Consider the following 21,994-nt stretch of genomic DNA (forward strand, 5'->3'; position numbering starts at 1 on the left):
ATCAGCGCAGGAAGAAGGCCATCATCAGCTTCTGGATCCAGCTGTGGTAGGGGGGATGGATCAGGGAGCCGGTGGTGAACTTGCCGCGGGTCAGCACGGTTTTCGCCTTGGAGAAGGTAAGAAACCCCTCGTGGCCGTGGTAGTGGCCCATGCCGGAGGCGCCGATGCCGCCAAACGGCACATCGTCGGCAGCCACCTGAAACAGGCTCTCGTTAATGGCCATGCCACCGGAGTGGGTCTCCCGGGTCACCCGTGCCTGCAACTCGGGATCGAAGCTCATCAGATAGAGGGCCAGCGGGCGGGGCCGCTCAGCCACATAGGCGAGTGCCTCCTCCAGGGTGTCGTAGGGAATGAGCGGCAGCAGTGGCCCGAAGATCTCCTGCTGCATCACCTGACACTGACCCGGCACCCCGGTCAGCAGGTGGGGCACCAGCAGGCGACGCTGGTCGTCGCGGGCCGGGCTGCCACAGGGGTGGAGCTGGGCACCCGCCTGCTCGGCTTCATCCAGCCAGCTGACGAGGCGCTGATACTGGCGGTCGTTGATGATGGCGCCGTAGTCAGCACTATTGAGCCCCTGCGGGTAGAGCTTGCTGAAGTGGCGGCGATAGGCGGCGATAAAGTTATCCACCTCGCTACGGGGCAGCAGCACATAGTCGGGGGCGACGCAGATCTGCCCGGCGTTGAGGCTCTTGCCGAAGATCATCCGCTCGACCGCGGTGGCGACCGGCATGTCGGGGGCGATGAGACAGGGGCTCTTGCCACCCAGCTCAAGGGTGAGGGGGGTGAGCTGGGGCGCGGCGGCGGCCATCACCAGCTTGCCCACCATGGTGGAGCCGGTAAAGAGCAGGTGATCGAACGGCAGTGAGCTGAACGCCGCCGCCATCTGGGCATCTCCTTCGATGATGGCGATCTCGTTTTCGTCAAACACGCTGGTGAGCATGGTGCGTAGCACGGCGTTGGTATGAGGGGTGAACTCGGAGAGTTTCAGCATCGCCCGGTTGCCCGCCGCGATGGCGGTGATGAGGGGGCCAAGGCTCAGCATCACCGGAAAGTTCCACGGCACGATAATGCCGACCACCCCGAGCGGCTGGAAGTGCACCTCTACTTTGGCGGGGGCCAGCAGCAGGCCGGTGTGACGGCGGTGGGGCTGCATCCAGCGTTTTAGCCGCTTCTGGGTGTAGTTGATCTGCATGATGCAGGGCAGCACATCGGCAATCAGGCTGTCGTAGTGGCTGCGCTGACCATAATCTGCCGCCAGCGCCTTGCACAGCTGCCCCTTGTGGGCGAGCAACGCCTGTTTGAGTTTGGTCAGCTGTGCCCGGCGCTCTGCCAGGGTTGGCATGGGGTGAGCCAGGCTTGCCCGCTTGAGCCGCGCCAGCTGATCCGGCAGGGACAATTTGATGGCGAGGATATCCTCAGGAGTGTGTTGAAGCTGCGCCGCACCCATGTTGTTCTCCGCATGAAAAATGACCGACTGATTAGTCGGTCTAAATCTAGCTGTTTGTTACCGGAATGTAAAGCTGGCAAGCTGTCTGCCGTTCACCATGAGCCGGACGCAAGAGAGAACTGTGTGTCTCCCCACACTTTTGTGGTTTGCTCGTTGGTGACTTATCTAATAAGGGGTAGTTTTTGGCTATTAACCTACACGGAGAGAGCACTATGACCAGGGAACTGAACAGCTTGTTGGCCCGGCTTGAAGATGTGGTTGAGCGGATGCCGGATTGCTTCAACACCTACGAATTCGCCCAGAAGCTGGCACTGCAATATCAGCCGGAATTCTTTGCCGCGGGCCACTCTCTGGCCGAGCACGAGGGCAAGGTACTGCGGGTGCTGCACCAGAAGATCGCCGAAGCGCTGGCGGGCAGCGAGATGGTGATTGAAGGGGCTCTGCTCCCCTGCGTCACCCCCTGGGGGGAGAAGGCGACCTCACCGCGTTGGCACCGCAAGCACTGAGGATCCGGTCAGGCAGATCACTGCCAGATAGCAGATAACGAACAACGATAAAGGGCGCGGCGCTGGCAACAGGGCCGCGTTTTTTATGCTAATTGTCGCCAGCAGCGCCCCCGCTGCCGGGAGCAAAGGCCCGCTCTGTGATCCCATGCCGGGATATGGGGCCGTCAGCCGGGTAGACTCTCCCTTTTGTCGCAGGGTTTGTCACCGTAGGAATTTCTCATGACCCATAAAATCATTCTGGATACCGACCCGGGTATCGACGATGCCATGGCCATCCTGTTTGCCGAGGCCCACCCCGCCATCGAGCTGCTCGCCATCACCACTGTTTTTGGTAACGCCACCATCGACAATGGCACCCGCAACGCCCTCTGGCTCAAGCAGAAGTACGGCATGAAGGCGGATGTGGCCAAAGGCGCTGCCGCCCCGCTGCTGCGCGAGCCGGTCGGCCCCACCACCATAGTCCACGGCCCGAGCGGCTTTGGCGACATGGAGGCGGGGGAGGTGACTATCGCTCCGGATCCCCGTCCCGCATGGCAGTACATAGTCGAGGCGGTGAAAGCCGCGCCGGGGGAGATCACCCTCGTCACTATCGGCCCGCTGACCAATCTGGCGCTGGCGCTGCAACAGGCGCCCGAGATTGTCTCGCTGGTGAAACAGGTGGTAGTGATGGGAGGAGCCTTTGGCGTCAACGGCCATCGCGGCAACGTCACCCCCTATGCCGAAGCCAATATCCACGACGATCCCGATGCCGCCGACCGGGTCTTTACCGCCGATTGGCCGGTAGTGATCATCGGGCTGGATGTGACTCAGCAGAGCTTCTTCAGCAGCGCCTATCTGGATGAGCTCAGGGACAAGGCGGGGGAGCCGGGCCGCTTCCTGTGGGATGTCAGCCGCTTCTACCTGCGCTTCTACTCCGAGAAGCTGGGGCTCTCTGGTTGCCACGTTCACGATCCATCCGCCATCGCCTATGTCATTGACCCGACCCTCTTTACCCTGCGCGAGGGGCCGGTGCGGGTGATTACCAGCGGCCCGGCCATCGGCCACACCCTGCAAAAGTTCGATGGCAAACGCCACTCCCACGATGATTGGGCAGCCTATCGTCCGCAGCAGGTCGGGGTGGCGGTGCGCGATGAAGCCTTGCTGGCGCTCTATCGCGAGACGCTGGTGGGCTGGGGCAAGGATTGCTGAGTAAAGGGGCGCTATTGCGCTGACGCGGGGGCTGTGATCGGCGCCAAACAATCGGAGCGCACGGCCGCTTATACTGCCTTATATCAAGAGCTTGGGAGGGATGAAGATGGCCTGGATTTCCTTGATAGTGGCGATTGCGCTGATCTGGTGGTTGATGAAGCTAGGGCGTGGCGCCCTGTTCGAGATCCGTCTTGCACCCGGCAAGGTAGTGGTCAAGCAGGGCAAGGTGTCACCCGCCTTTATTGAGCATGCCAAGCAGATCCTGCGCCACGACACGGTGCGCGGTCGCATTGTGGGGCAGCGTGATGGCGATGGCGTCAAGCTGATCTTCTCCCGATCTATCCCCGAGCCGGTGGCCCAGCGGTTTCGCAATATCTTCCCCTATGGCGATTACCGCCAGCCAACGGCGCCACTGCCGGGGCCAAAATCCCGCAAGGGATAAGCACCGGAACGTGGTTCATCAATAGCAAACGGGCCTCCAGTAGAGGCCCGTTTTTTATGGCACTTGGCCAAGAGAGAGCTGACAGCCCTTACTCCTTGCCGTGCAGCTCGCGCTGGGCCTTGACCGCCGCCGCCTTGACGGCGGTGCCTTCATTGCCCCAGGAGGCGCGCAGGGTGTTGACCAGCTCGGCGAGCCGCTCGTCATCCATGGTCCAGCCATAGCCCGGCATGTGGTAACCCAGATGGCCGTGGGTGACCGGGGTCTCGGCGCCGTGCAGCAGCACATTGATCAGGCTCGACGGATCGCTCGCCAGCACGGTGCGGTTGTTCACCAGCGAAGGGATGACGTGGTCATTGCCCTGGCCGTTGACTCCGTGACAGGTGGAGCAGTACATGGCGTAGTCCGCCTTGCCGCTGGCACTGGCGTAGGCGCGGGCCCCTTTCTCCGCCACCGGTTCATCTTTCAGATCGGTCAGATAGGTGGCGATGCTGGCCAGATCGGCGTCGCTGAAATACTGGCTGCTGTGAGTGATCACTTCCCCCATGGGGCCCGCGACCGCTTCATGCTGGCTGCGGCCGGTTTTCAGCAGGTCGATCAGCGCCTGCTTGTTGTAACGGCTGCCGCGAATATCGGGGGCATACCAGCCATCCAGCGCCGCACCGCTCAGGTAGACAGGGTCCGCCTCGGTCAGCGCTTTCTCCTGCATGCCAAGCCCGCGCGGAGTGTGGCAGCTGCCGCAGTGACCGGCACCCTGCACCAGATAGGCGCCACGGTTCCACTCTTCGCTTTTGCCTGCGACCGGGGTGAAGCGGCTGTCATCGTGGTAGACCCAGTTCCAGCCCATCAGCGGCCAGCGCATGTTGAGGGGCCAGGGGATGTCACTTTCCTTGTTGGCGATGGCTAGCGGCTGCACCTCCTTCATCAGGTAGTGATAGAGATCTTCGAGATCTTTATCGCTCATCTTGGCGTAGGCGGTGTAGGGCATGGCCGGATAGAGGCGATGGCCATCGCGGGCCACCCCTTCACGCATCACCTTGATGAACTCCGGCAGGCTGTAGTTGCCGATACCGTGGGTCTTGTCGGGGGTGATGTTGGTGGCAAATACGGTGCCGATGGGGGTCGGGAACCCTTTGCCGCCCGCCAGCGGCTTGCTGGTTTCGCTGGTGTGACAGGCAGCGCAATCGCCGAGCTTGGCCACGTATTCCCCCGCAGACATGGCGGGGGCTGCGTTGGCGGCAAGGGCGGGCAGGGCCAGCAGCAGGGCGCTGGCGGTCAGTGACAGGGCGCGGCTCATTGGGCACCTCCCTTGCTCATGGCAACCAGCTCGTTGACGGCGCGCCACGCTTCGTCGATGGCGGCGTGGGCGTAGGGGCTCCAGCCTGCATCCGAGTTGGCGATGGTGATGTTGCCGATCGGCTGGCGACCCAGTTCAATCCATTTTTCGCACTGCGCTTCGTCATCAAACAGGGTGTTGGTGACATAGGAGTAACCGTGAGACCAGCGGTTGACCGTGATGGCGAGGATATCCTGTTCATGGTTGAAACCGGCGCTGCCGAGCATCCCCTGCAACTGCTCGCGGATCATCTGCTCATGCTGCTCGAACGGCATGCCGAGGATCATGGCGCGCCCCTTGCGGGACTGTTCGCGTGCCGAGAGGCCGCTGCCCGGCAGGGTCGGCACATAGACCATGTGCAGGCACATCGGCTGATCCGGGCTCTTGGGATGCTCGTAGCCACCCATGCTGACCGGATAGTCGAGCTTGACCCGGCTGTAGGGGGCTGCCGGGGAGTAGACCTCGTGTACCCCCAGCTTGACGAAGGCTTGCCAGTTCTTGATCACCACCTTGGTGTAGACCAGCGGCGCCTTGGCGTTCTGGCGCAGCGCCTCCTTCTGGGGCTCCGGCATCTCGGGCACCATGTAGGGGATCATCATGTTGTAGCCCGCCATGATCGACTGCTTGGCCCGCACCCGGTGCAGTTTCCCCTCCTTGATATAGGTGACATCCACCGCCGGCTTGCCGTCGGCGAGGCGCACGTTTTTGGCCTGCAACGCCGTGCTGCCAAGGCGCAGTTGCACCTTGTGCTCAGGCAGGTCGAGCTTGCTGTAGTCAAACTTGGCCAGCACCACATCCTGCATGGTGTGACCCGGCGCCACCTGCGGAATGAGCTTGCGTACCATCAGGCGGGTGAGACCGGCGTTGCCATCGGGGAAGTGGAAGATGTAGGGATCGTCCAGCTCCGCCTGCTCCTCGGCATCCAGCGGCGTCAGATTGAGGCCGTCGAAACCCGGCAAGGCGCAGAGGCGCGCATCGGCGCAGGCGGTGGCGTCGATGCCGACCGCCTGGAAGTCGTTGGTGCGCTGCTGGAAGTAAGTGATCGCCCGTTCGCTCAGGCCCACTTTATCGCGCAGGAAGGTGGTGTAGCTGTTGCGGGTTACCCACTCGTCCTGCTGCTCGCGGGTCATGCCGCTCAGGTAGTCGATCTTCGATTCGTGCAGGGCCAACAGGGCGGCCTTGTCGGCATCATCGAGGGGGAAGTCACCGATAAATTCTGCCAGCGGCCGGCCGTTCAGGCGATCGCGCGGGATATCATCCGCCACGTTGTGGCCCGGATCCCCGTTCACTATCTTGTTGACGCCAAAGTGCTTCTCGTCGAAATAGACGCCGCGGCTGAGCCCCAGATCCGGATAGAAGGTCTGCTGGAAACCGGCGGCCAGCTCGTCGATGTTGACCTCCAGCGCCTTGAGCAGCCCGAGCGCTACCGGGCTGTAGACCGAACGCGGTGATTGCAGGGATTCACTGCCGCCGTAACCCAGACGCAGGCCATCGGGGGTGGTGAACTCGTTGCGCTTGGCGTGGCCGCCGAAGTCATCGTGGTTGTCGAGTAGCAGGATCTTCTTATCCGCGCCGAGCAGTTGCTGATAGAAGCTGGCGGCGGCCAGACCGCTGATCCCGGCGCCGACGATCACCAGATCGTACTCCCCCTCAAGGGGAATATTGGCGAAGTCATACTGCTTGCCGTCACGGGCGATGCTGTGGGCCGGTTCGAAGGAGCCCGGGTGGTTGCCGCGCAGCCCGGTGAGGGCGGGCGGGTAGGCCAGGGTTTTATCCGCCAGCGTGCTGCCGCCTTCGGCAGCCTTGAGCAGATTGATGGGGGCGACGCCTGCCGCAATGGTGATGGCAACGCCGTTGAGAAAATCTCTGCGTGTAATACTCATGGCTATCCCTGTGTTAGGAGAAGTAATGAATAAGTGGATTCATTATGGGAGGGAGACACAGATCCTGTTCAGGATTGGGCGCCGAATCTACCGCTATCCTCACGCTGAGTCCATACGATTGCTAATGGATTATTAAGCACCATTTTCCTGCTTGTGACGAGAGTGATGCGCTGATGGGGGTGATTTGCCCTGTTGCAGGGCAAATTATCTTCCGGCTCGGTCGGTCAATGATTGCCGCAGCTGATTAGTTTGGGAGACGTTCGGGCATCATTGTCGACTCGGGGAGATGATCGCGCTAAGCTCTTAACTACTTGTTTTATCGACTCTCTTTTTTATTCATAGGCATAAAGGCCACTCAGGAGGCGCAATGAACTGGTATATCTCGGTCCTCAAGCAATATGCGGTATTCAGCGGGCGGGCCCGTCGCACCGAATACTGGATGTTCGTGCTGTGCAACGTCATCGTCATGTTGCTGCTCGGCATGGTGGACAAGCTGATCGGCGGCGACAATGAGCTGATCAGCTCCATCTATTCGCTGGCGGTGCTGCTGCCATCGCTGGCGGTAGCGGCCCGTCGCCTGCACGACACCGACCGCAGCGCTTGGTGGCTGCTGCTCGGGCTCATCCCAATTATCGGCACCCTGGTGCTTATCTACTTTATGGTTTGCAACGGTCAGCAGGGGCCAAACCGCTTCGGTGACGATCCCAAAGCGGCCCCCTCGCAGGGCTTTATCGTCAGCTAACGGGCGCGGCTTGGCCAATCATCGGTCAATAAATAGAGAGGGAGGCATCACGCCTCCCTCTCTTTTTCGTTTTGATGGCCGATCAACGCTCGATTAGCGGTGCAGAGCGGTAGCTCCACATGCCGTAGGTGCGCAGGGCGTCGCGGTAGATGCCGAGCAGCTCGCTCTCGCTCGGGGTGGCCAGCTCCTCGAGGGGCTTGTCGGGGTAGCTGACGCTCGCCACCTTGATGTTGGCCGGACCAATCTGGTCGCAGGCGATTTCCAGCACCGTCTGGCCGCGACGTACATGGCTGGCGGAGCTTACCAGCACCGCATAGTCAATCTGGTGGCGGGCGAGGGCATAGGCGCTGTAGAGGGCGTTGTCCACCGTGCTGGTGGCGTAGTTCTCTTCAATCAGGCGGCTGCGGTCGATGCCGTGGTTGGCCAGCCAGTCAGCCATCAGCTTGCCCTCGGTCTGGCGGTTCTGGGGCACGCCGCCGGTCAGGATGAGCAGCGCTTCCGGGTCGGCTTTGGCCAGATCAAGGGTGGTTTGCAGACGGCCCAGCAGGATCTTGTCCATGCTGCCGTCGGGATTGAGGGCGTAGCCCAGGGTGACGATGGCGCGTTTGCCCTCCCTGCTGGCCTTGACCTGATCCTCGGTCAGTTCGGTCTGCAGCGGGGCGGCGGTGATCCGCTGCACCCGGGCGATGATCTCCTCCAGATCGGCGGCGCGGCCACTGTTGCGATCCGCCACTTTCGCCAGATAGCTGCGGGAGGCCTCCTTGTTGCCTTTCACCAGCTGCCAGATGGCGAGATAGCTGTTGATGTCGAGATCATCGGGGGCGACGGCCTGCGCCTGCTCCAGCAAGGTGATGGCGCGGCTCAGGTTGCCGTTGTAGATCTGGGCGTTGGCCGCCGAGATGAGCAGGTCGGTGCGGTAGGGTTCAAGCTGGTAGGCGGCCAGCAGCCGCTCGGTCACCAGCTCCATATTGCTCGGCATCTTGGCGGTAAAACCGGCGTGGGAGATCTTGGCTGGCGACTTGTAGATCTGCAGCGCTTCGCCGAGCAGCATGTCCACCGCCTGGCGTTTGCTGACCAGGGTATTGAGGTCGTGCTCCATCTGCATCGAGCTCTCGGCCGCTTGCAGGGCGAGGGGCGAGAGCGCCAGCAGGCCGCCGAGGGTGAGGGCAAGAAGGGTCTGTTTCATCAAAAGGTCCTCTGTCGGGCTGAATCGCGCCTTAGTGCGCCGGCGTGTGGGCCGATGGGATAAGGCAAATATGCGTCAATTCAGTCTGTTAGTGCCAAAGAGAGGCAATATACCAGTGAACGGTACGGCAAACTGTGAGTCGGGGCGAGTCGTCGGGTGATGCCACACTAGTGGCCGCAAAAATGGCCGCAACAGTGGCCGCAACGGGTCAGCTGCCATCTGAAAAGGGCAGGGGGAGCGAGACTCCCCCTCCCTCTGTTGCGATGCAAGACAGATGGAGTGTCAATCCATCTGTTGGCGAGTGTTCGTAGTCAGTTCCACATCGGGGAGATGCGGGCTTCCAGCGTCTCTTGCTGCTCTTCGGGCATATCGCTGAAGAAGTTGAGCTGGGTCTGCTCTTCCACCTCGCGCACCGAGACCCGGTAGTCGGCGATCTGGCTGATAGGCACCTCTTCCTGCGGCATGATAAAGGCGATGGCCTGCAGTCTGGCCGGGTCCATCACGATCTTGTAGTAGGCGCTCGGGATCGCCACACCCTGACCGATGGACTCTTCAGAGCCGGTAAAGATGGGGCCGGTGATCACCTGCACATCCTTGCGGGAAACTGCCCACTTGTTCACCTTGTCCTCCAGCACGCGCCACGCCTTCTGATTGAGCACCCCGACCTGCGGTGTCATGTTGCTCAGCAGGAAGCTCTCTTTCATGGTGTTCTTGTTCGATTTCATGTCCCCCGCCGGGGCCTGATGGCCACGGTCGTAGCCCGAGTCCTTGTAGTCGGAGAGGGTGGCGCGGTAGGCGACCGGGATCTCCCCGTCCTCGGCGAAGGCATCCTTGCGCGGCACTGTGCCCTGTGCGCTCTGGGCTGTCATCCGGTAGGAGACCCAGTCCGCCACCTTGTAGTCGTAGTTGTAGCCGACCGCATACCCTTCACGGCAGAGCTTCTGATCCGATTCGGAGGGGAGGCCAAAGCGCACGTGGCCGCCACACGTCCAGTGGGCTGCCAGCAAGGGGGTGGCAGTGAGGGTGAGGGTAACAGCCAGAACCAATTTATTGATTTTTATCATTTTTGTGATGATCCAGTTTAGTAGACGGAGCCATTTGACATGAGATCTGACCAGCGCTTCAATTGCTGTTTTTTTACACGTCACAGTTCTGTGACGGCTCGCCAAGATCCGTGATGTGACTGGTTAATATGTTTTAAATCAGTGGCTTGGTCGGTGGGATGATATGCGGTTGCTCGGCAGGCAACGAAAAGGGGCCCGCGATGGGCCCCTTGTACTGGTTGGTCTGATTGCTATCAGGCGGCGTTTGCCTTGTTGCCCAGCGTGCGGGCCAACAGTGCTTCCGGATTGTGAATCGCCTCCTTGGTCTTCACATCGATGACCTCGATATTGGTGAAGCGCTCGCGGTTCTTGATAGCCACGTCGTGGGCGAAGATGACGCAGCGGGCGTTGGCGACATCCTTGGCGGTAATGCGGTTGATGATGCCGTTGGCGCCCTGGGTCTCGACCTTGATCTTGATCCCCTGCTTGGCGGCAGCCTTCTGCAGGCTCTTGGCGGCGAGGAAGGTGTGGGCAACGCCAGACGGGCAAGCAGTGATGGCCAGTACGTCCGCTTCCCCTTCCGCTTCAATGACTTCGAAGCTGGTTTGGGTGGTAGTGACGTCATCTTCTTCGCTCACTGGCTTTTTCAGCAGGTTGACGATGATGGCGGTGGTCAGGGCGCCGAGGATGGTACCCAGGATGTAGCCCATCTTGCCTTCAACAACCGGCAGGACAATCCAGCCACCCCAGGGGGCGTGGTTGATACTGTGCATCATAAAGCCGGTGATGTTGCCGACGATGCCGCCTGCGACGATGGCCGGGATAACACGCATGGGGTCAGCAGCGGCGAATGGAATGGCACCTTCACTGATACCGATCATGCCCATGATGGCGGCTGCTTTACCGGATTCACGCTCCTCTTTCTTGTAACGCTTCGGAGACATGAAGGTGGCCAGTGCCATACCCAGTGGCGGCACACAGATGGCGATACCGACACCACCCATCAGCCAGGGCTGGGTGTTGACCTGAGTCTGGGCAAACAGGGTGGCAACCTTGTTGACCGGGCCGCCCATATCGAAGGCAGTCATACCACCCAGTATGGCACCCAGCATCACTTTACCTGAGCCCGCCATGCTGGAGAGCCAGTGGTTCATCCCTTCCATCATGGCGGCGATCGGGGCGCCGATCCCCCACATCACGATGCCACACACCAAGAAGGTACCGATCAGCGGATAGATGAAGATGGAACCAAGGGAGGTCATAGAGTCAGGCAGCTTGATCCGTTTGAGCTGATTGACCACGAAACCTGCGATAAAGCCCACCAGAATGGCGCCAAGGAAACCGGTTTGATAGTGCTGAACGGCAATCCAGGAGCCGATCATGCCCGGGGCCAGGCCCGGCTTGTCAGCCAGCGAGTAGGCGATGTAGCCACCCAGCACGGCAGTAAACAGAGTCAGACCGGCGATACCCATGGTAGCCATGTCTTTGAGGAAGCCCGCTTCCGGCACGGCGCCCTTGCCGCTCAGCATTACTGACAGGGAGAGCAGGACACCACCCGCCACGATGAAGGGGATCATGTGGGAGGTACCAAACAGCAGGTGCTGCTTCATGGTGTTGAGGCGATCCTTGAAGGTGCGCTCTTCGGGGGCAGCCGGAGCAGTGGCAGCCGGTTTGGCGGCCGGGGTCGGCTTTTGCTCTTTCGGGCCTTGTTTGAGCAGTGTCAGCGCTTGCTCAACGGTGGTGGTGGCCTTCATCTGCTCGATAAAGCCCGGCTCCAGCAGACGGGTAGATAGCTCGGCCAGCACTTCGATGTGGTGGTTGGCGCCGCCATCCGGGGAGGCGATCATGAAGATCAGCTGGGTCGGCTTGCCATCTTCGGCGCCGTACTCGATACCCTGACGGCTGACACCGATGGCAATGGCCGGACGGCTGACCGCCTTGCTCTTGGCGTGGGGCAGGGCGACACCCTGCTCGAAGCCGGTGCAGTCCAGCTGTTCGCGGGCCCAGATATCCTTGACGAATTGTTGTTGGTCAGACACGGCGCCATCGCGCGCCAGCATCTGTGCCATCTCGTCGAACAGGGCCTCCTTGCTGGTGGCCTTCAACTCCAGGCAGATGAGTCTGCCGTTGGTCATGGTGGGTAACATATTACTCTCCTGGCTCCGTTGCCGAGCCGCATGATGGGGGGGAACAATTGACCTGGATATTGTTCTCCCGTTGGCGCGGTGCCGAAATCGGACAAATGTGCCGTTTACTGGATTTTTGTGCTGCGCAAGTCGTCATGTGACCCAGCTCGCATATCATCATGAAAGCCAATCCATACCTGAATTTTTATTTTTTTAAATAAAAACAATGGATTGTGAATGCATCTTGCTACTTGCATGAGTGCGGCAAAAAGGTTTCGCCTTCGGAGGTATGGAGATTTGTGTGCTGCTTTGGGGGTGGAAAATGTGAAGGTGCTGGCAAAATGCGTTGAGAGAACAATCAGAAAGAGGGAGAGCAGCTCTTGATGTGAGTTAATCCCTCCACTGATCACTTGTTATGTTCATCATCGGTGTCCTTGGGTTTTGCATGAGCCCTTATTTAACAAAGCCCGCCACTTTTATGGATGGCGGGCTGTTTAGTGCTTCAGCCTTATTGAGCTGATGAATGAGGGGAGGAGAATCGGGCGTTATGTCCGAAACTTGCGTACAACCTCTTGCAGTTGTGTTGCCAACAGGTTGAGGTCGTTGCAAGCCTGAGCCATTTGTTTGGCTCCGGTCGCCACTTCTTCCGAGGCATTGCTGATGTTGACTACATTGCGATTGAGCTCCTCGCTTACCGCGCCTTGCTCTTCGGTTGCGGTGGCAATCTGAATATTCATGTGGGAGATACTGTTAACCGAGCTGCTTATTTCGGCAATAGAGGCTCCCGCTTCACGAGCTGTGTGGACCGTCTCGGACATCATATCCTGACTCTGTTGCATGGTGACGCCCGCTTCGTTAGCACGTTGCTGCAGTTCGGAGATGATGTGGTTGATCTGGGAAGTGGAGTCTTGAGTTCGTTTGGCCAGAGTACGGACTTCATCTGCAACCACGGCGAAACCACGACCTTGTTCACCGGCTCGGGCTGCCTCGATTGCCGCGTTCAGTGCCAGCAGGTTAGTCTGCTCGGCAATCCCCTGAATGACTTCAAGCACCATGCCGATATTTCGGCTGTCATCACCCAGCTGGCGGATCACCAGAGCAGTCTCTTCGATGGCGGTAGCCACCTTTTCAATCTTGCCGATTGAGTCATTGACGGTCTCGCTGCCTTGTGCGGCTGTGTCGCTGGCCGACGTTGCTGCGCTGGCGGCGTCGTTGGTGTTGCGGGCCACCTCCTGTACCGTGGCTTGCATCTCGTTCATGGCTGTGGCCAGCTGATTGAGCTCATGTTGCTGGGCGCCCATGTTGTTGGCCGATTGCTGTGCCACCGCGCTGATCTCTTCGGCGGCCGCACCCAACTGCACTACCGAGCCGGAAACCTCGTTGACCAGCATGCGCAGATTGGATTGCATCTCGTTGAACCCTTGAGCCAGCTTACCCAGCTCGTCATGGGAGAATTGCTTCATGTCGAGTTGGCTGGTGAGGTTGCCTGCCGCCACCTGGCGGGTCTGCTCCAGCAGGGTCATCACTGGATTGCGGATCTGCCGGATAAGCAGCCAGGCCACAATAACGACGAACAGCAAGGTTAGCGCACCGACTGTAGTGCTCAGCAGTTTTGCCCGTTCATAGGAGGCCTCACTCTGCTTGGTCAGCAGGTTGGCAACCCGATCGTTCTCCTTGCGAAGCTCCAGACCATCCTGTCCTGCCTGCTCGAGGGCTGCGCGGGATTCGTTTTTGATCAGCGACTGCATCTTGGCAATATCTCCCTGCCGTATGGCTGTTTCCAAGTCACCATGGGCTGAAAAATATTTGGCTGCTGCAGTTTTCAGCTCTGCAAACATGTTGCGATCTCGCTCCGACACAAAAGGCATCGATCCATACCGTTGCTCGGCGGCCATGTACTGACTCTTTGCCGCTTCGAAAGACTGTGTGCTGCTGTTGAGGGAGTCGGGATCCTTGCCCAGTGCATCTATCACCATGTTCAGTTCGGCACGGCGAGCGTCCAGCAAGGACACATGCATCTGGCTGGATGCCCGGATGGAGGGAACGATATTGTCGCTGACCTCACTGGCGTCACGGTAAATATTGGAGAGTTGTAAAGTGGCAAACCAGGCAAAGCCCAGCATCAACAAAGCGAGAGTGGTAAACGCCATGGTCAGCTTTTGCCCAATTGTCATTTTTGTCAGCATATATCCTCTTTTATCTATTTTTGTCAGGGGATCTTTGTGTGAAATTTATAGCAGCGAATAGATGTGATACCTTAAAAATAAATCAAATAAAAGAGATCTTAATCACAGAGGGTATTTAAGGTCTATTTCTTTACTGCGATGAGGTTTGGTTGGCATATCAAAAAATAAATATCAAATCTCTCATTACCCTGATTTTAAATTGATTTAATTGTCAGTTCATGCGGCCTGGCTTTTTTTACGGATTACGTCAACGGAAGGTATGGTGCAAAGAGAAATGTGTTACATATCATGATCTTACTGTTTTTCTTAAGTTGTTGCTTTCGACAGAGAGTGAATGGTCTGCTTGGAATTAAATTATAGAACGACTAAAAAATAGGGCTGCATCTCGAAAAATCAAAAGAGATTCCTTTCGTTTTCATTACCAATGGTTCTGTATGACTACGTGTGCTAAATGTTTACAGGCCGAATGATGATAGCTGGGGAAAGATTTAATGATGATGCATCTATGCGCTGTTTTAGTTTTCATTAGGGGGTGAAAATAGTAGAGGATAGAGTTGTTTTTTTATTTCCTCCATTTTAGCCGGACACTCAGAGTGTCGTCGTTGCTTGTGCAGGCTGGAATTTTCTTCGTTTCAGCAGACCCAGTCATCTGCATCAGGGTAGCGCCAAGCTCAGGCGACAAACCTGTGGAGCTGGTTGTGGGCAGGATGCAGTCAGGGATGGGCTTCAGAGCAAGATGCCTGAAGGAAGGCATAAGAGTGCAGTAGAGATAGAGACGGACTTGACTGGTAGGCCATATTGCTCTGTTGGGAGGGGGAGGCATATTCCCCCTCCAACAAGAGTCGGCTCTTATGTTGATTAGCAGCGGTTGCCGGCGCGTGCGACCCGCCCTTCGGCCAGCAGTTGATAACTGCCAGTCGCTGCAGGAATAAAGGCAGATTGCCCCTTTTCCAGACGCAGTGACTGTTCGCCCTGCTTGAGGATCACGGTTGCATCGATGGCAAACAGGATCTCGGCGCTGGCAGTGGTGAGCTGATGCTCGCCAGCCGGGTAGACGCTGAAAGTGAAGTCAGGTACCGGCACGTCGAAGTGCTGTACCGCGCCATCACAGCGGGGGGACAGCAGGATCTGGTCGTCCGGCTTGGGCAAGCAGAGGGTGCAATCCAAAAGCTCTGCCACATCGATGTATTTGGGGGTGAGGCCGGCGCGCAGCACGTTGTCTGAGTTGGCCATGATCTCGAGACCCGTGCCGCGCACATAGGCGTGCGGGGTACAGGCATCGAGGAACATCGCCTGACCGGGTTGGAGGGTCACCACGTTGAGCAGCAGCGGCGAGAAGAGGCCCACATCTCCCGGGTACTGGGCCGCCAGACTGGTGATAAGGGCAAACATCTCCTCATCCTGATGGGCGGCGGCATAGGTCAGCAGCCCCGCCAGCGCCTCCTCCTTGCGCGCCCCTTCCAGTATCAGCAGCTGGTGGAAGAAGTGCTGCAGGCCTGCTTCATTCTGGCTGGCGGCAAGGGCTGCGGTCAGATCGGCGATGGCCGCCAGATTGACCCGCTCGAACAGTGCCAGAATGGCGGGAATGGCGCGAAAGCCGTTCATCGCCTGATAGGGGGTGAGGGCAAAGACCAGCTCCGGCTTATGGTTCGGGTCCTTGTAGTTGCGATTGCTCGCCTTGATATCGATGCCTGCGGCCTCCTCTTTGGCAAAGCCCGCTTCGGCCTGAGCCTTGCTCGGGTGCACCTGAATGGAGAGAGCCTTCTCTGCACACAACACCTTGAACAGGAACGGCAGGCTGCCAAAACGGGCGAAGGTGGCCTCACCCAGCGCGGCGGCCGGAGCCCTGTCGATCACCGAAGAGAGCTTTTGCACACTGCCCGCCAGCGTCACCTCGGAGCAGCCGTTGGGATGGGCGCCCATCCAGAGCTCGGCCTGGGGTTTGCCTTGCGGGTTGGGAATGCCAAACAGGGTGGTGAGGGAGTCATGACTGCCCCAGTCATAGCCTTGAATCGGGTTTTGCATCAACAGAAAGGAGGGCAGATCGCTACTGCTCATAAGGGACGCCTCGTCTAGTTTGAAGAAAATCGGGTGCAGAAAAGGGTGGCATTACTGCTGTGGACCGGACTATAACATGGGCGGTCGTGCGCGCCGCAACCGCTTGCCTCTCTCTTGATCAGGATCACCATGTCTCTCATCTTCAGCCAACTGCTCGACGGAGCCCTGAGCGAACAGGTTCCATTTGACCAAATCTGGTTTGCCAGTGAACAGGGGGTGCCACCCAGTTTCAGTTATCAGGTCAACTTTCCCCGCCTCGAGCTGGTCTTTAGTGGCGAGTATCTCAACCAGATCTGGGACAGGGAGGAGGGGGTCAGAGAGATCAGCGTGTTACCAGGGCAGGCGCTCTATATTCCCCCCAACGGCTGGAACAAGCCGCTCTGGACCACCGACTGCTCGGTGCTGAGCCTGCTGTTTGGCAAACGCCAGCTGGGGTTCAGCTTGGTGAGCAAGCGCCGTGAAGATCCCGATTTCTTCGATGTGCAAAAGCACAGCATCATGGCGCGGGCGGGCCATGTGATCGAACACATTTTGGCGGCGCTGAACGTACTGACCGAGGATCCAGGTCGCTCCCCCACCGATGATCACCTGCTGCAGGCCCTGCTGGCGAGTGCCCGTCAGCTGTTGTTGGAGTCCGCCACGGATCGGCCACGGGGGGCAGAGCTCTTTCACGGGATCTGCATCTATATCCAGGAGAACTTTCACCGTCCCATCACCCGTGACTCCATTGCCCACCGCTTCAACGTTTCAGCCAGCCATCTCTCCCACCTGTTTCGCGAGCAGGGTCATATGCGCCTTGCCGATTACATCAGCTGGGTGCGGATCGATCGGGCCAAATTCATGCTGAAAAAGTACCGTTTTCGTCTTGAAGAGGTGGCCAGTCGCTGCGGTTACAGTGACGTGAACTACTTCTGCCGGGTGTTCAAACAGAAGACCGGCTTGACCCCTTCCCAGTATCGTTCCCTGAGTCAGCCGCAGGCGGTGGCCAGCGAGCTGGAGGGATAACTGGGCTGGGTCGGGAAGGCGTGGTGACGGCGCACTGGCGGGTGGCTACCTCTTTGGTCTGACATGCTTTCTTGTCGTTTTATTATGAAAATGAATGGGCTAAGATGGCCGCGCGCAACAAACAAGTTGATAACAAACGGAAGTTAGGAGATGCCGATGGAAAGCAAAGTAGTAATCCCGACCCAGGGTCAGAAAATCACAGTCGATGCCAACGGCAAGCTGCAGGTTCCCAACCATCCGATCATTCCGTTTATTGAAGGGGATGGCATCGGTGTTGACGTAACCCCGGCCATGTTGAATGTGGTGAATGCTGCGGTCGAGAAAGCCTACAAGGGCGAGCGCAAGATCGCCTGGATGGAGATCTATACCGGCGAGAAGTCGACTCATGTCTATGGCGAAGGTGCCTGGCTGCCGGCCGAAACCCTGGATTTCATTCGTGAATATTGCGTGGCCATCAAGGGCCCGCTGACTACTCCGGTCGGTGGCGGTATTCGCTCCCTCAACGTGGCTCTGCGTCAGGAGCTGGATCTCTACATCTGCCTGCGCCCGGTGCGTTACTACGACGGCACCCCGAGCCCGGTGAAACGTCCTGATCTGACCGACATGGTGATCTTCCGCGAAAACGCCGAAGACATCTACGCCGGTATCGAGTGGAAGGCCGACAGCGCCGAAGCAAACAAGGTGATCGCCTTCCTGCAAAACGAGATGGGCGTGAAGAAAATTCGCTTCCCCGAGTCCTGCGGTATCGGCATCAAGCCCATGTCCAAAGCCGGTACCGAGCGTCTGGTGCGTGCCGCCATCGAGTATGCCATCGACAACGATCGCGACTCCGTGACTCTGGTGCACAAGGGCAACATCATGAAGTTCACCGAAGGTGCCTTCAAGGATTGGGGTTATGCTCTGGCCCAGAACGAGTACGGTGCCCAGCTGATTGACGGCGGCCCCTGGTGCTCCTTCAAGAACCCGAAAACCGGCAAGACCATCGTCATCAAGGATGTCATCGCCGATGCCTTCTTGCAGCAGATCCTGCTGCGTCCGGCCGAGTATGACGTCATCGCCTGTATGAACCTCAACGGCGACTACATCTCCGACGCGCTGGCCGCTCAGGTAGGCGGTATCGGCATCGCACCGGGAGCCAACATCGGTGACGGCGTGGCCCTGTTCGAAGCGACCCACGGTACTGCACCGAAGTATGCCGGTCAGGACAAGGTCAACCCGGGCTCCCTGATCCTCTCCGCCGAGATGATGCTGCGCCACATGGGCTGGGTCGAAGCGGCCGATCTCATCATCAAGGGGATGGAAGCGGCGATCCGCAACAAGACCGTCACCTATGACTTCGAGCGTCTGATGGAAGGGGCCACCCTGCGCTCCTGCTCCCAGTTTGCTCAGGACATGATCGAGCAGATGTAATCTGCTGCTTGCCAGAAACGCAAAACCGGCGCCATGTGCGCCGGTTTTTTTATCGCGAAAGAGTGAAGGGGCTTACTGCGCCTGCTCTACGTGTTGCTGATAGCGTTGCTGCCATTTGCTGGTTTCTGCTTCATCACCCTGGGCCTTCCAGAAGGCGCAGATGGTGTTGGCAAGTTCCGAAGCCATCGCGTGATCTCCGTCACGTCGACTCATCAGATAATCTCCCAGCCAGCTTTGATATTGTTTCATTACCCGATCTCCTTATCTCATGTGCCCTTGAGGGTGCCCACCGTGACGGGAGCCTGTCGGCTCATCCAGGGGGGGACATCATCAGGCATGATGGTGCAAATTCACGACCCGGGCAGAGAGCCCGATGGGCAATCTGGCGGCGAACGTGACGCGAGATGTCAAAAAATGAGCGCCATTTTAGCACAAACTGACCAACTTGGGGAAATTGTCGCCATGGACTGCGACAGAACAGCCCCATCCCCTTGTTCCCACAACAGAAAACCCGCCGTGATGGCGGGTTGATTTGCAGATAAATGTGGCGAAACAGCCTAGATCTTGGCGCTGGCCAGGTACTTTGCCATCTCCTCGGCGGGCACCATGCCACCGCCAGTGGCCCACACCAGATGGGTGGCGCGGGCCATGGTCGCAGCGTCCAGTCCCTGCGCAGTTTGCCATGCCGGATCTGCCGCTACGCGCCAAGGGCCAGCCATACCGGCCAGCGCCGAGGGTTCCAGTTTGATCTGCTCATCGCGCGCCAGCAGTCCGAGCAGGTCATACATTTCCTGATCGCTCAGGGTGTAGAAGCCCGCCAGCAACCGCTCCATGGCGCGGCCGACGAAGCCGGAGGCGCGACCTACAGCGAGGCCGTCGGCTACGGTGAGGTTATCGATGCCCAGATCCTGCACCGCAATGGCATCATGCAATCCGGTGTGGACCCCCAGCAACATGCAGGGGGAGTGAGTGGGCTCGGCGAAGAAGCAGTGGACGTTGTCTCCGAACGCGAGCTTGAGACCAAAGGCCACGCCGCCCGGGCCGCCACCCACGCCGCAGGGCAGGTAGACGAACAGCGGGTGGTCGGCATCCACCTTGATGCCCATCTGGTCGAACTGCGTTTTCACCCGCTCGCCCGCCACCGAGTAGCCGAGGAACAGGGTGCGGGAGTTCTCGTCATCGATAAAGAAGCAGTTGGGATCGCGCTCGGCCTCTTTGCGCCCCTGTTCCACCGCAACCCCGTAATCTTCGGCATATTCGACCACGATGGCGCCATGTTCACGCAGTTTGCGTTTTTTCCACTCCCGCGCGTCGGCCGACATGTGGACGGTGACGGTAAAGCCCAGCTTGGCGCTCATGATGCCGATGGACATGCCAAGATTGCCGGTGGAGCCTACCGCGATGCTGTACTGGCTGAAGAACTGGCGGAACTCCTCGCTAAAGAGCTTGCTGTAGTCATCCTCTTCTCGCAGCAGACCGGCTTTGATGGCCAGCAGCTCGGCATGGGCCAGCACCTCGTAGATACCGCCGCGCGCCTTGATGGAGCCGGAGATGGGCAGGTGACTGTCTTTTTTCAGCAGCAGTCGACCGGTGACCTCAACCCCGTAGCGCCGGTTGAGCGTAGCCTGCATCGCCGGAATAGCGGCGATCTCGGACTCCAGAATGCCGTTACTGGCGCGGGTCTCGGGGAAGGCTTCGCACATGTAGGGGGCGAAGCGGGCCAGCCGAGCGGAAGCGTCCGCCACATTGCGGTTATCGAGCCCCACATAGGGCAGACCGGCAGCCAGAGTGGTGGTGTTGGGGTTGAACCAGGTGACTGGCTCAAGCGCGATCAGGGATTGCACTAGTGGAAATTGCGCAGTGAGCTGTTGGACGTCGATGTTTTTCATAGTGTTCTCGGTCTTGTTACACGATAAAGGAGAGCAAGAAGGTACCGGCCAGCGCCATCAGGGAGGCGACAAAGGTGGCGGTGGTGTAGTACTTGAGCGTTTCGTTCAGGGTGGCGCCGCAATACTGCTTGACCAGCCAGAACAGAGAGTCAGTCACTATGGTGCAGCCAATGGCACCGGAGCCGATGGCCAGGGTCATGATCTCCGGGCTGATGTTCGGGTAGTGCACCATGATGGGGGAGACGATGGCGGTGGCGCCCATCATGGCGACGGTGGCGGAGCCCACGGCGGCGTGCAGCACGATAGCCACCAGCCAGGCCAGCAGAATCGGGTGCATATCCAACTGGGAGAGGATAGTGGCCAGAGAGTCGCCCAGCCCACTCGCCTTGAGTACGCCGTTGAAGGCGCCGCCCGCTCCGATAATGAGCAGGATATTGGCGATGGAGGAGAAGCACTCCTCGGTCTTGTTAAGCAGTCCCTCCATCTTCATCTGCTGGCGGATCCCCAGCACGTAGTAGGCGGTGAAGGCGGCAATGAACATGGCGGTGATGGGGTTGCCGATAAACTCCAGCACGGTATAGAGGTGGCTGGCGTGATCCATGTTGAGCTCGGCGACCGTCTTGGCCAGCATCAGCAGGATGGGCAGCAGCACGGTGAAGAGCGAGGCGCTTAAGGTCGGGAGAGTTGCTTCATCGCGGGCCTTGATGTCGGCAAAGGCAGCGGGTACCTCCTTGAATGGAATCCGGTTACCCAGCAGCTTGAGGAACAGCGGACCGCCCACCAGCGAGGCAAACAGCCCGACCGCCAGACCATAGACGATGACGGATCCCACATCGGCGCCCAGCTGATTGGTGACGTAGAGGGCTGCCGGGTGGGGCGGTACGATGCAGTGCACGGCCATCAGGGCGGTGCAGAGCGGAATGGCCAGGGTCAGCAGCGAGGTTCTGGTCTTGCGGGCGATAGAGAAGGCGAGCGGGATCAGCAGCACCACCCCGACTTCGACAAACAGGGTGATGCCGCACACCAGACCCACCAGCACCATGATGACCTGTGGCGAGAGCCAGCGGCATTTCTGCAGGGCGAGGCCGATGCGCTCCGCCGCCCCTGACACCTCCATCATCTTGCCGAGTATGGTGCCAAGACCGATGACGGCGGCGAGAAAGCCTAGCGTGCCGCCAATGCCATCTTCCATGGCGCTGACCATCTTGAGGGGCTCCATCCCCATCAGGGTGCCGACATAGAAGCTAGCCAGCAGCAGGGCAAGGAAAGGATGCACCTTGCCCTTCACTATGGTGACCACGATAAGAACGATGCTACTTAGCAAGGTAGCGATGACCCATACCTCTGAACTCATACTGCGCCTCGACATCTGTTGTGTGTGATTGTTTATGCGCTTATTGAATGAAAATGAGGCGGGGCTGACAAATGATGAAATCGACCACTTGGGTGAGCCGAGGTGATGCAAGAGCGCTACATTGGTCACAATTTATCGAAATCACACTCTTTGGGTCTTTTGGTTTCATCCTGAAAGTGGCCTGTGGGTGTATCAT

General features: G+C 59.0%; 17 protein-coding genes. 6 read left to right on the forward strand and 11 right to left on the reverse strand.

Annotated features, from left to right (window positions below):
* Window position 1: 1 nt before the first annotated feature.
* Window positions 2–1,447 (reverse strand): coniferyl aldehyde dehydrogenase, encoded by a 1,446-nt coding sequence (locus AB5Y83_RS18835; RefSeq protein ID WP_021230685.1) that lies wholly within the window; start codon window positions 1,445–1,447, stop codon window positions 2–4.
* 212 nt (window positions 1,448–1,659) lie between these two features.
* Here AB5Y83_RS18835 and AB5Y83_RS18840 point away from each other — a divergent pair, with 212 nt between their 5' ends.
* From AB5Y83_RS18840 to AB5Y83_RS18850, 3 genes are all read left to right on the forward strand, one after another.
* Window positions 1,660–1,953 (forward strand): hypothetical protein, encoded by a 294-nt coding sequence (locus tag AB5Y83_RS18840; RefSeq protein ID WP_005353197.1) that lies wholly within the window; start codon window positions 1,660–1,662, stop codon window positions 1,951–1,953.
* 219 nt (window positions 1,954–2,172) lie between these two features.
* Complete coding sequence (locus AB5Y83_RS18845; RefSeq protein ID WP_005337734.1) at window positions 2,173–3,141, forward strand: nucleoside hydrolase; 969 nt, start codon at window positions 2,173–2,175, stop codon at window positions 3,139–3,141.
* A 106-nt stretch (window positions 3,142–3,247) separates the two neighbouring features.
* Complete coding sequence (locus AB5Y83_RS18850; protein WP_005353195.1) at window positions 3,248–3,583, forward strand: DUF3634 family protein; 336 nt, start codon at window positions 3,248–3,250, stop codon at window positions 3,581–3,583.
* Window positions 3,584–3,671: 88 nt separating this feature from the next.
* On the opposite strand, the gene AB5Y83_RS18855 is transcribed toward AB5Y83_RS18850, so the two are convergent.
* Together AB5Y83_RS18855 and AB5Y83_RS18860 are read right to left on the reverse strand one after the other, a co-directional pair.
* Window positions 3,672–4,877 carry a cytochrome c gene (locus AB5Y83_RS18855; protein ID WP_127005789.1) on the reverse strand — a complete coding sequence of 402 codons (1,206 nt, stop codon included), beginning with the start codon at window positions 4,875–4,877 and terminating at the stop codon, window positions 3,672–3,674.
* A complete protein-coding gene (locus AB5Y83_RS18860) occupies window positions 4,874–6,799 on the reverse strand; it encodes an NAD(P)-binding protein (protein WP_368175754.1) in 1,926 nt (641 codons plus the stop codon). The genes AB5Y83_RS18855 and AB5Y83_RS18860 overlap by 4 nt, the downstream gene beginning before the upstream one ends.
* A 367-nt stretch (window positions 6,800–7,166) precedes the next feature.
* Here AB5Y83_RS18860 and AB5Y83_RS18865 point away from each other — a divergent pair, with 367 nt between their 5' ends.
* Window positions 7,167–7,541, forward strand: a complete 375-nt coding sequence (locus AB5Y83_RS18865; RefSeq protein ID WP_005337730.1) for a DUF805 domain-containing protein — start codon at window positions 7,167–7,169, stop codon at window positions 7,539–7,541.
* 82 nt (window positions 7,542–7,623) lie between these two features.
* Here AB5Y83_RS18865 and AB5Y83_RS18870 read toward each other — a convergent pair whose 3' ends face one another.
* From AB5Y83_RS18870 to manA, 5 genes are all read right to left on the reverse strand, one after another.
* Window positions 7,624–8,727 carry a YdcF family protein gene (locus tag AB5Y83_RS18870; RefSeq protein WP_019446636.1) on the reverse strand — a complete coding sequence of 368 codons (1,104 nt, stop codon included), beginning with the start codon at window positions 8,725–8,727 and terminating at the stop codon, window positions 7,624–7,626.
* Between the two features lie 311 nt (window positions 8,728–9,038).
* On the reverse strand, window positions 9,039–9,791 hold the full coding sequence (locus AB5Y83_RS18875) for a DNA/RNA non-specific endonuclease (protein ID WP_368175755.1): 753 nt from the start codon (window positions 9,789–9,791) through the stop codon (window positions 9,039–9,041).
* A 233-nt stretch (window positions 9,792–10,024) separates the two neighbouring features.
* Window positions 10,025–11,917, reverse strand: coding sequence for a PTS fructose transporter subunit EIIC (locus AB5Y83_RS18880; RefSeq protein ID WP_368175756.1), 1,893 nt, complete (start codon window positions 11,915–11,917; stop codon window positions 10,025–10,027).
* A gap of 524 nt (window positions 11,918–12,441) precedes the next feature.
* The gene (locus AB5Y83_RS18885) at window positions 12,442–14,082 is read right to left on the reverse strand and encodes a methyl-accepting chemotaxis protein (protein WP_368175757.1); all 1,641 of its coding nucleotides are present in this window, start codon (window positions 14,080–14,082) and stop codon (window positions 12,442–12,444) included.
* 858 nt (window positions 14,083–14,940) lie between these two features.
* Window positions 14,941–16,140, reverse strand: a complete 1,200-nt coding sequence (gene manA / locus AB5Y83_RS18890; RefSeq protein WP_368175758.1) for a mannose-6-phosphate isomerase, class I — start codon at window positions 16,138–16,140, stop codon at window positions 14,941–14,943.
* Window positions 16,141–16,269: 129 nt separating this feature from the next.
* Between manA and AB5Y83_RS18895 the strand changes: the two genes are divergently transcribed.
* Window positions 16,270–17,145 (forward strand): AraC family transcriptional regulator, encoded by an 876-nt coding sequence (locus tag AB5Y83_RS18895; RefSeq protein ID WP_164979925.1) that lies wholly within the window; start codon window positions 16,270–16,272, stop codon window positions 17,143–17,145.
* Between the two features lie 156 nt (window positions 17,146–17,301).
* Window positions 17,302–18,555, forward strand: coding sequence for an NADP-dependent isocitrate dehydrogenase (gene icd / locus AB5Y83_RS18900; protein WP_042083919.1), 1,254 nt, complete (start codon window positions 17,302–17,304; stop codon window positions 18,553–18,555).
* Window positions 18,556–18,627: 72 nt separating this feature from the next.
* Here icd and AB5Y83_RS18905 read toward each other — a convergent pair whose 3' ends face one another.
* The 3 genes from AB5Y83_RS18905 to dsdX form a co-directional block, all read right to left on the reverse strand.
* Window positions 18,628–18,804, reverse strand: a complete 177-nt coding sequence (locus AB5Y83_RS18905) for a hypothetical protein (RefSeq protein WP_005337712.1) — start codon at window positions 18,802–18,804, stop codon at window positions 18,628–18,630.
* Window positions 18,805–19,112: 308 nt separating this feature from the next.
* Window positions 19,113–20,444, reverse strand: a complete 1,332-nt coding sequence (locus tag AB5Y83_RS18910; RefSeq protein ID WP_368175759.1) for a D-serine ammonia-lyase — start codon at window positions 20,442–20,444, stop codon at window positions 19,113–19,115.
* A 16-nt stretch (window positions 20,445–20,460) separates the two neighbouring features.
* Window positions 20,461–21,798: a D-serine transporter DsdX gene (dsdX, locus tag AB5Y83_RS18915; protein WP_368175760.1), complete on the reverse strand. Its 1,338-nt coding sequence runs from the start codon at window positions 21,796–21,798 to the stop codon at window positions 20,461–20,463.
* Window positions 21,799–21,994: the final 196 nt, after the last annotated feature.

Origin of the sequence: Aeromonas sp. R5-4 (assembly GCF_040908215.1) — a bacterium.
Taxonomy (GTDB): domain Bacteria; phylum Pseudomonadota; class Gammaproteobacteria; order Enterobacterales; family Aeromonadaceae; genus Aeromonas; species Aeromonas veronii.

Excerpts from the sequence above, each read along its gene's own strand:
- AB5Y83_RS18835 (WP_021230685.1), bottom strand. The coding sequence starts at position 1,447 with ATGGGTGCGGCGCAGCTTCAACACACTCCTGAGGATATCCTCGCCATC.
- AB5Y83_RS18840 (WP_005353197.1), top strand. The coding sequence starts at position 1,660 with ATGACCAGGGAACTGAACAGCTTGTTGGCCCGGCTTGAAGATGTGGTT.
- AB5Y83_RS18845 (WP_005337734.1), top strand. The coding sequence starts at position 2,173 with ATGACCCATAAAATCATTCTGGATACCGACCCGGGTATCGACGATGCC.
- AB5Y83_RS18850 (WP_005353195.1), top strand. The coding sequence starts at position 3,248 with ATGGCCTGGATTTCCTTGATAGTGGCGATTGCGCTGATCTGGTGGTTG.
- AB5Y83_RS18855 (WP_127005789.1), bottom strand. The coding sequence starts at position 4,877 with ATGAGCCGCGCCCTGTCACTGACCGCCAGCGCCCTGCTGCTGGCCCTG.
- AB5Y83_RS18860 (WP_368175754.1), bottom strand. The coding sequence starts at position 6,799 with ATGAGTATTACACGCAGAGATTTTCTCAACGGCGTTGCCATCACCATT.
- AB5Y83_RS18865 (WP_005337730.1), top strand. The coding sequence starts at position 7,167 with ATGAACTGGTATATCTCGGTCCTCAAGCAATATGCGGTATTCAGCGGG.
- AB5Y83_RS18870 (WP_019446636.1), bottom strand. The coding sequence starts at position 8,727 with ATGAAACAGACCCTTCTTGCCCTCACCCTCGGCGGCCTGCTGGCGCTC.
- AB5Y83_RS18875 (WP_368175755.1), bottom strand. The coding sequence starts at position 9,791 with ATGATAAAAATCAATAAATTGGTTCTGGCTGTTACCCTCACCCTCACT.
- AB5Y83_RS18880 (WP_368175756.1), bottom strand. The coding sequence starts at position 11,917 with ATGTTACCCACCATGACCAACGGCAGACTCATCTGCCTGGAGTTGAAG.
- AB5Y83_RS18885 (WP_368175757.1), bottom strand. The coding sequence starts at position 14,082 with ATGCTGACAAAAATGACAATTGGGCAAAAGCTGACCATGGCGTTTACC.
- manA (WP_368175758.1), bottom strand. The coding sequence starts at position 16,140 with ATGAGCAGTAGCGATCTGCCCTCCTTTCTGTTGATGCAAAACCCGATT.
- AB5Y83_RS18895 (WP_164979925.1), top strand. The coding sequence starts at position 16,270 with ATGTCTCTCATCTTCAGCCAACTGCTCGACGGAGCCCTGAGCGAACAG.
- icd (WP_042083919.1), top strand. The coding sequence starts at position 17,302 with ATGGAAAGCAAAGTAGTAATCCCGACCCAGGGTCAGAAAATCACAGTC.
- AB5Y83_RS18905 (WP_005337712.1), bottom strand. The coding sequence starts at position 18,804 with ATGAAACAATATCAAAGCTGGCTGGGAGATTATCTGATGAGTCGACGT.
- AB5Y83_RS18910 (WP_368175759.1), bottom strand. The coding sequence starts at position 20,444 with ATGAAAAACATCGACGTCCAACAGCTCACTGCGCAATTTCCACTAGTG.
- dsdX (WP_368175760.1), bottom strand. The coding sequence starts at position 21,798 with ATGAGTTCAGAGGTATGGGTCATCGCTACCTTGCTAAGTAGCATCGTT.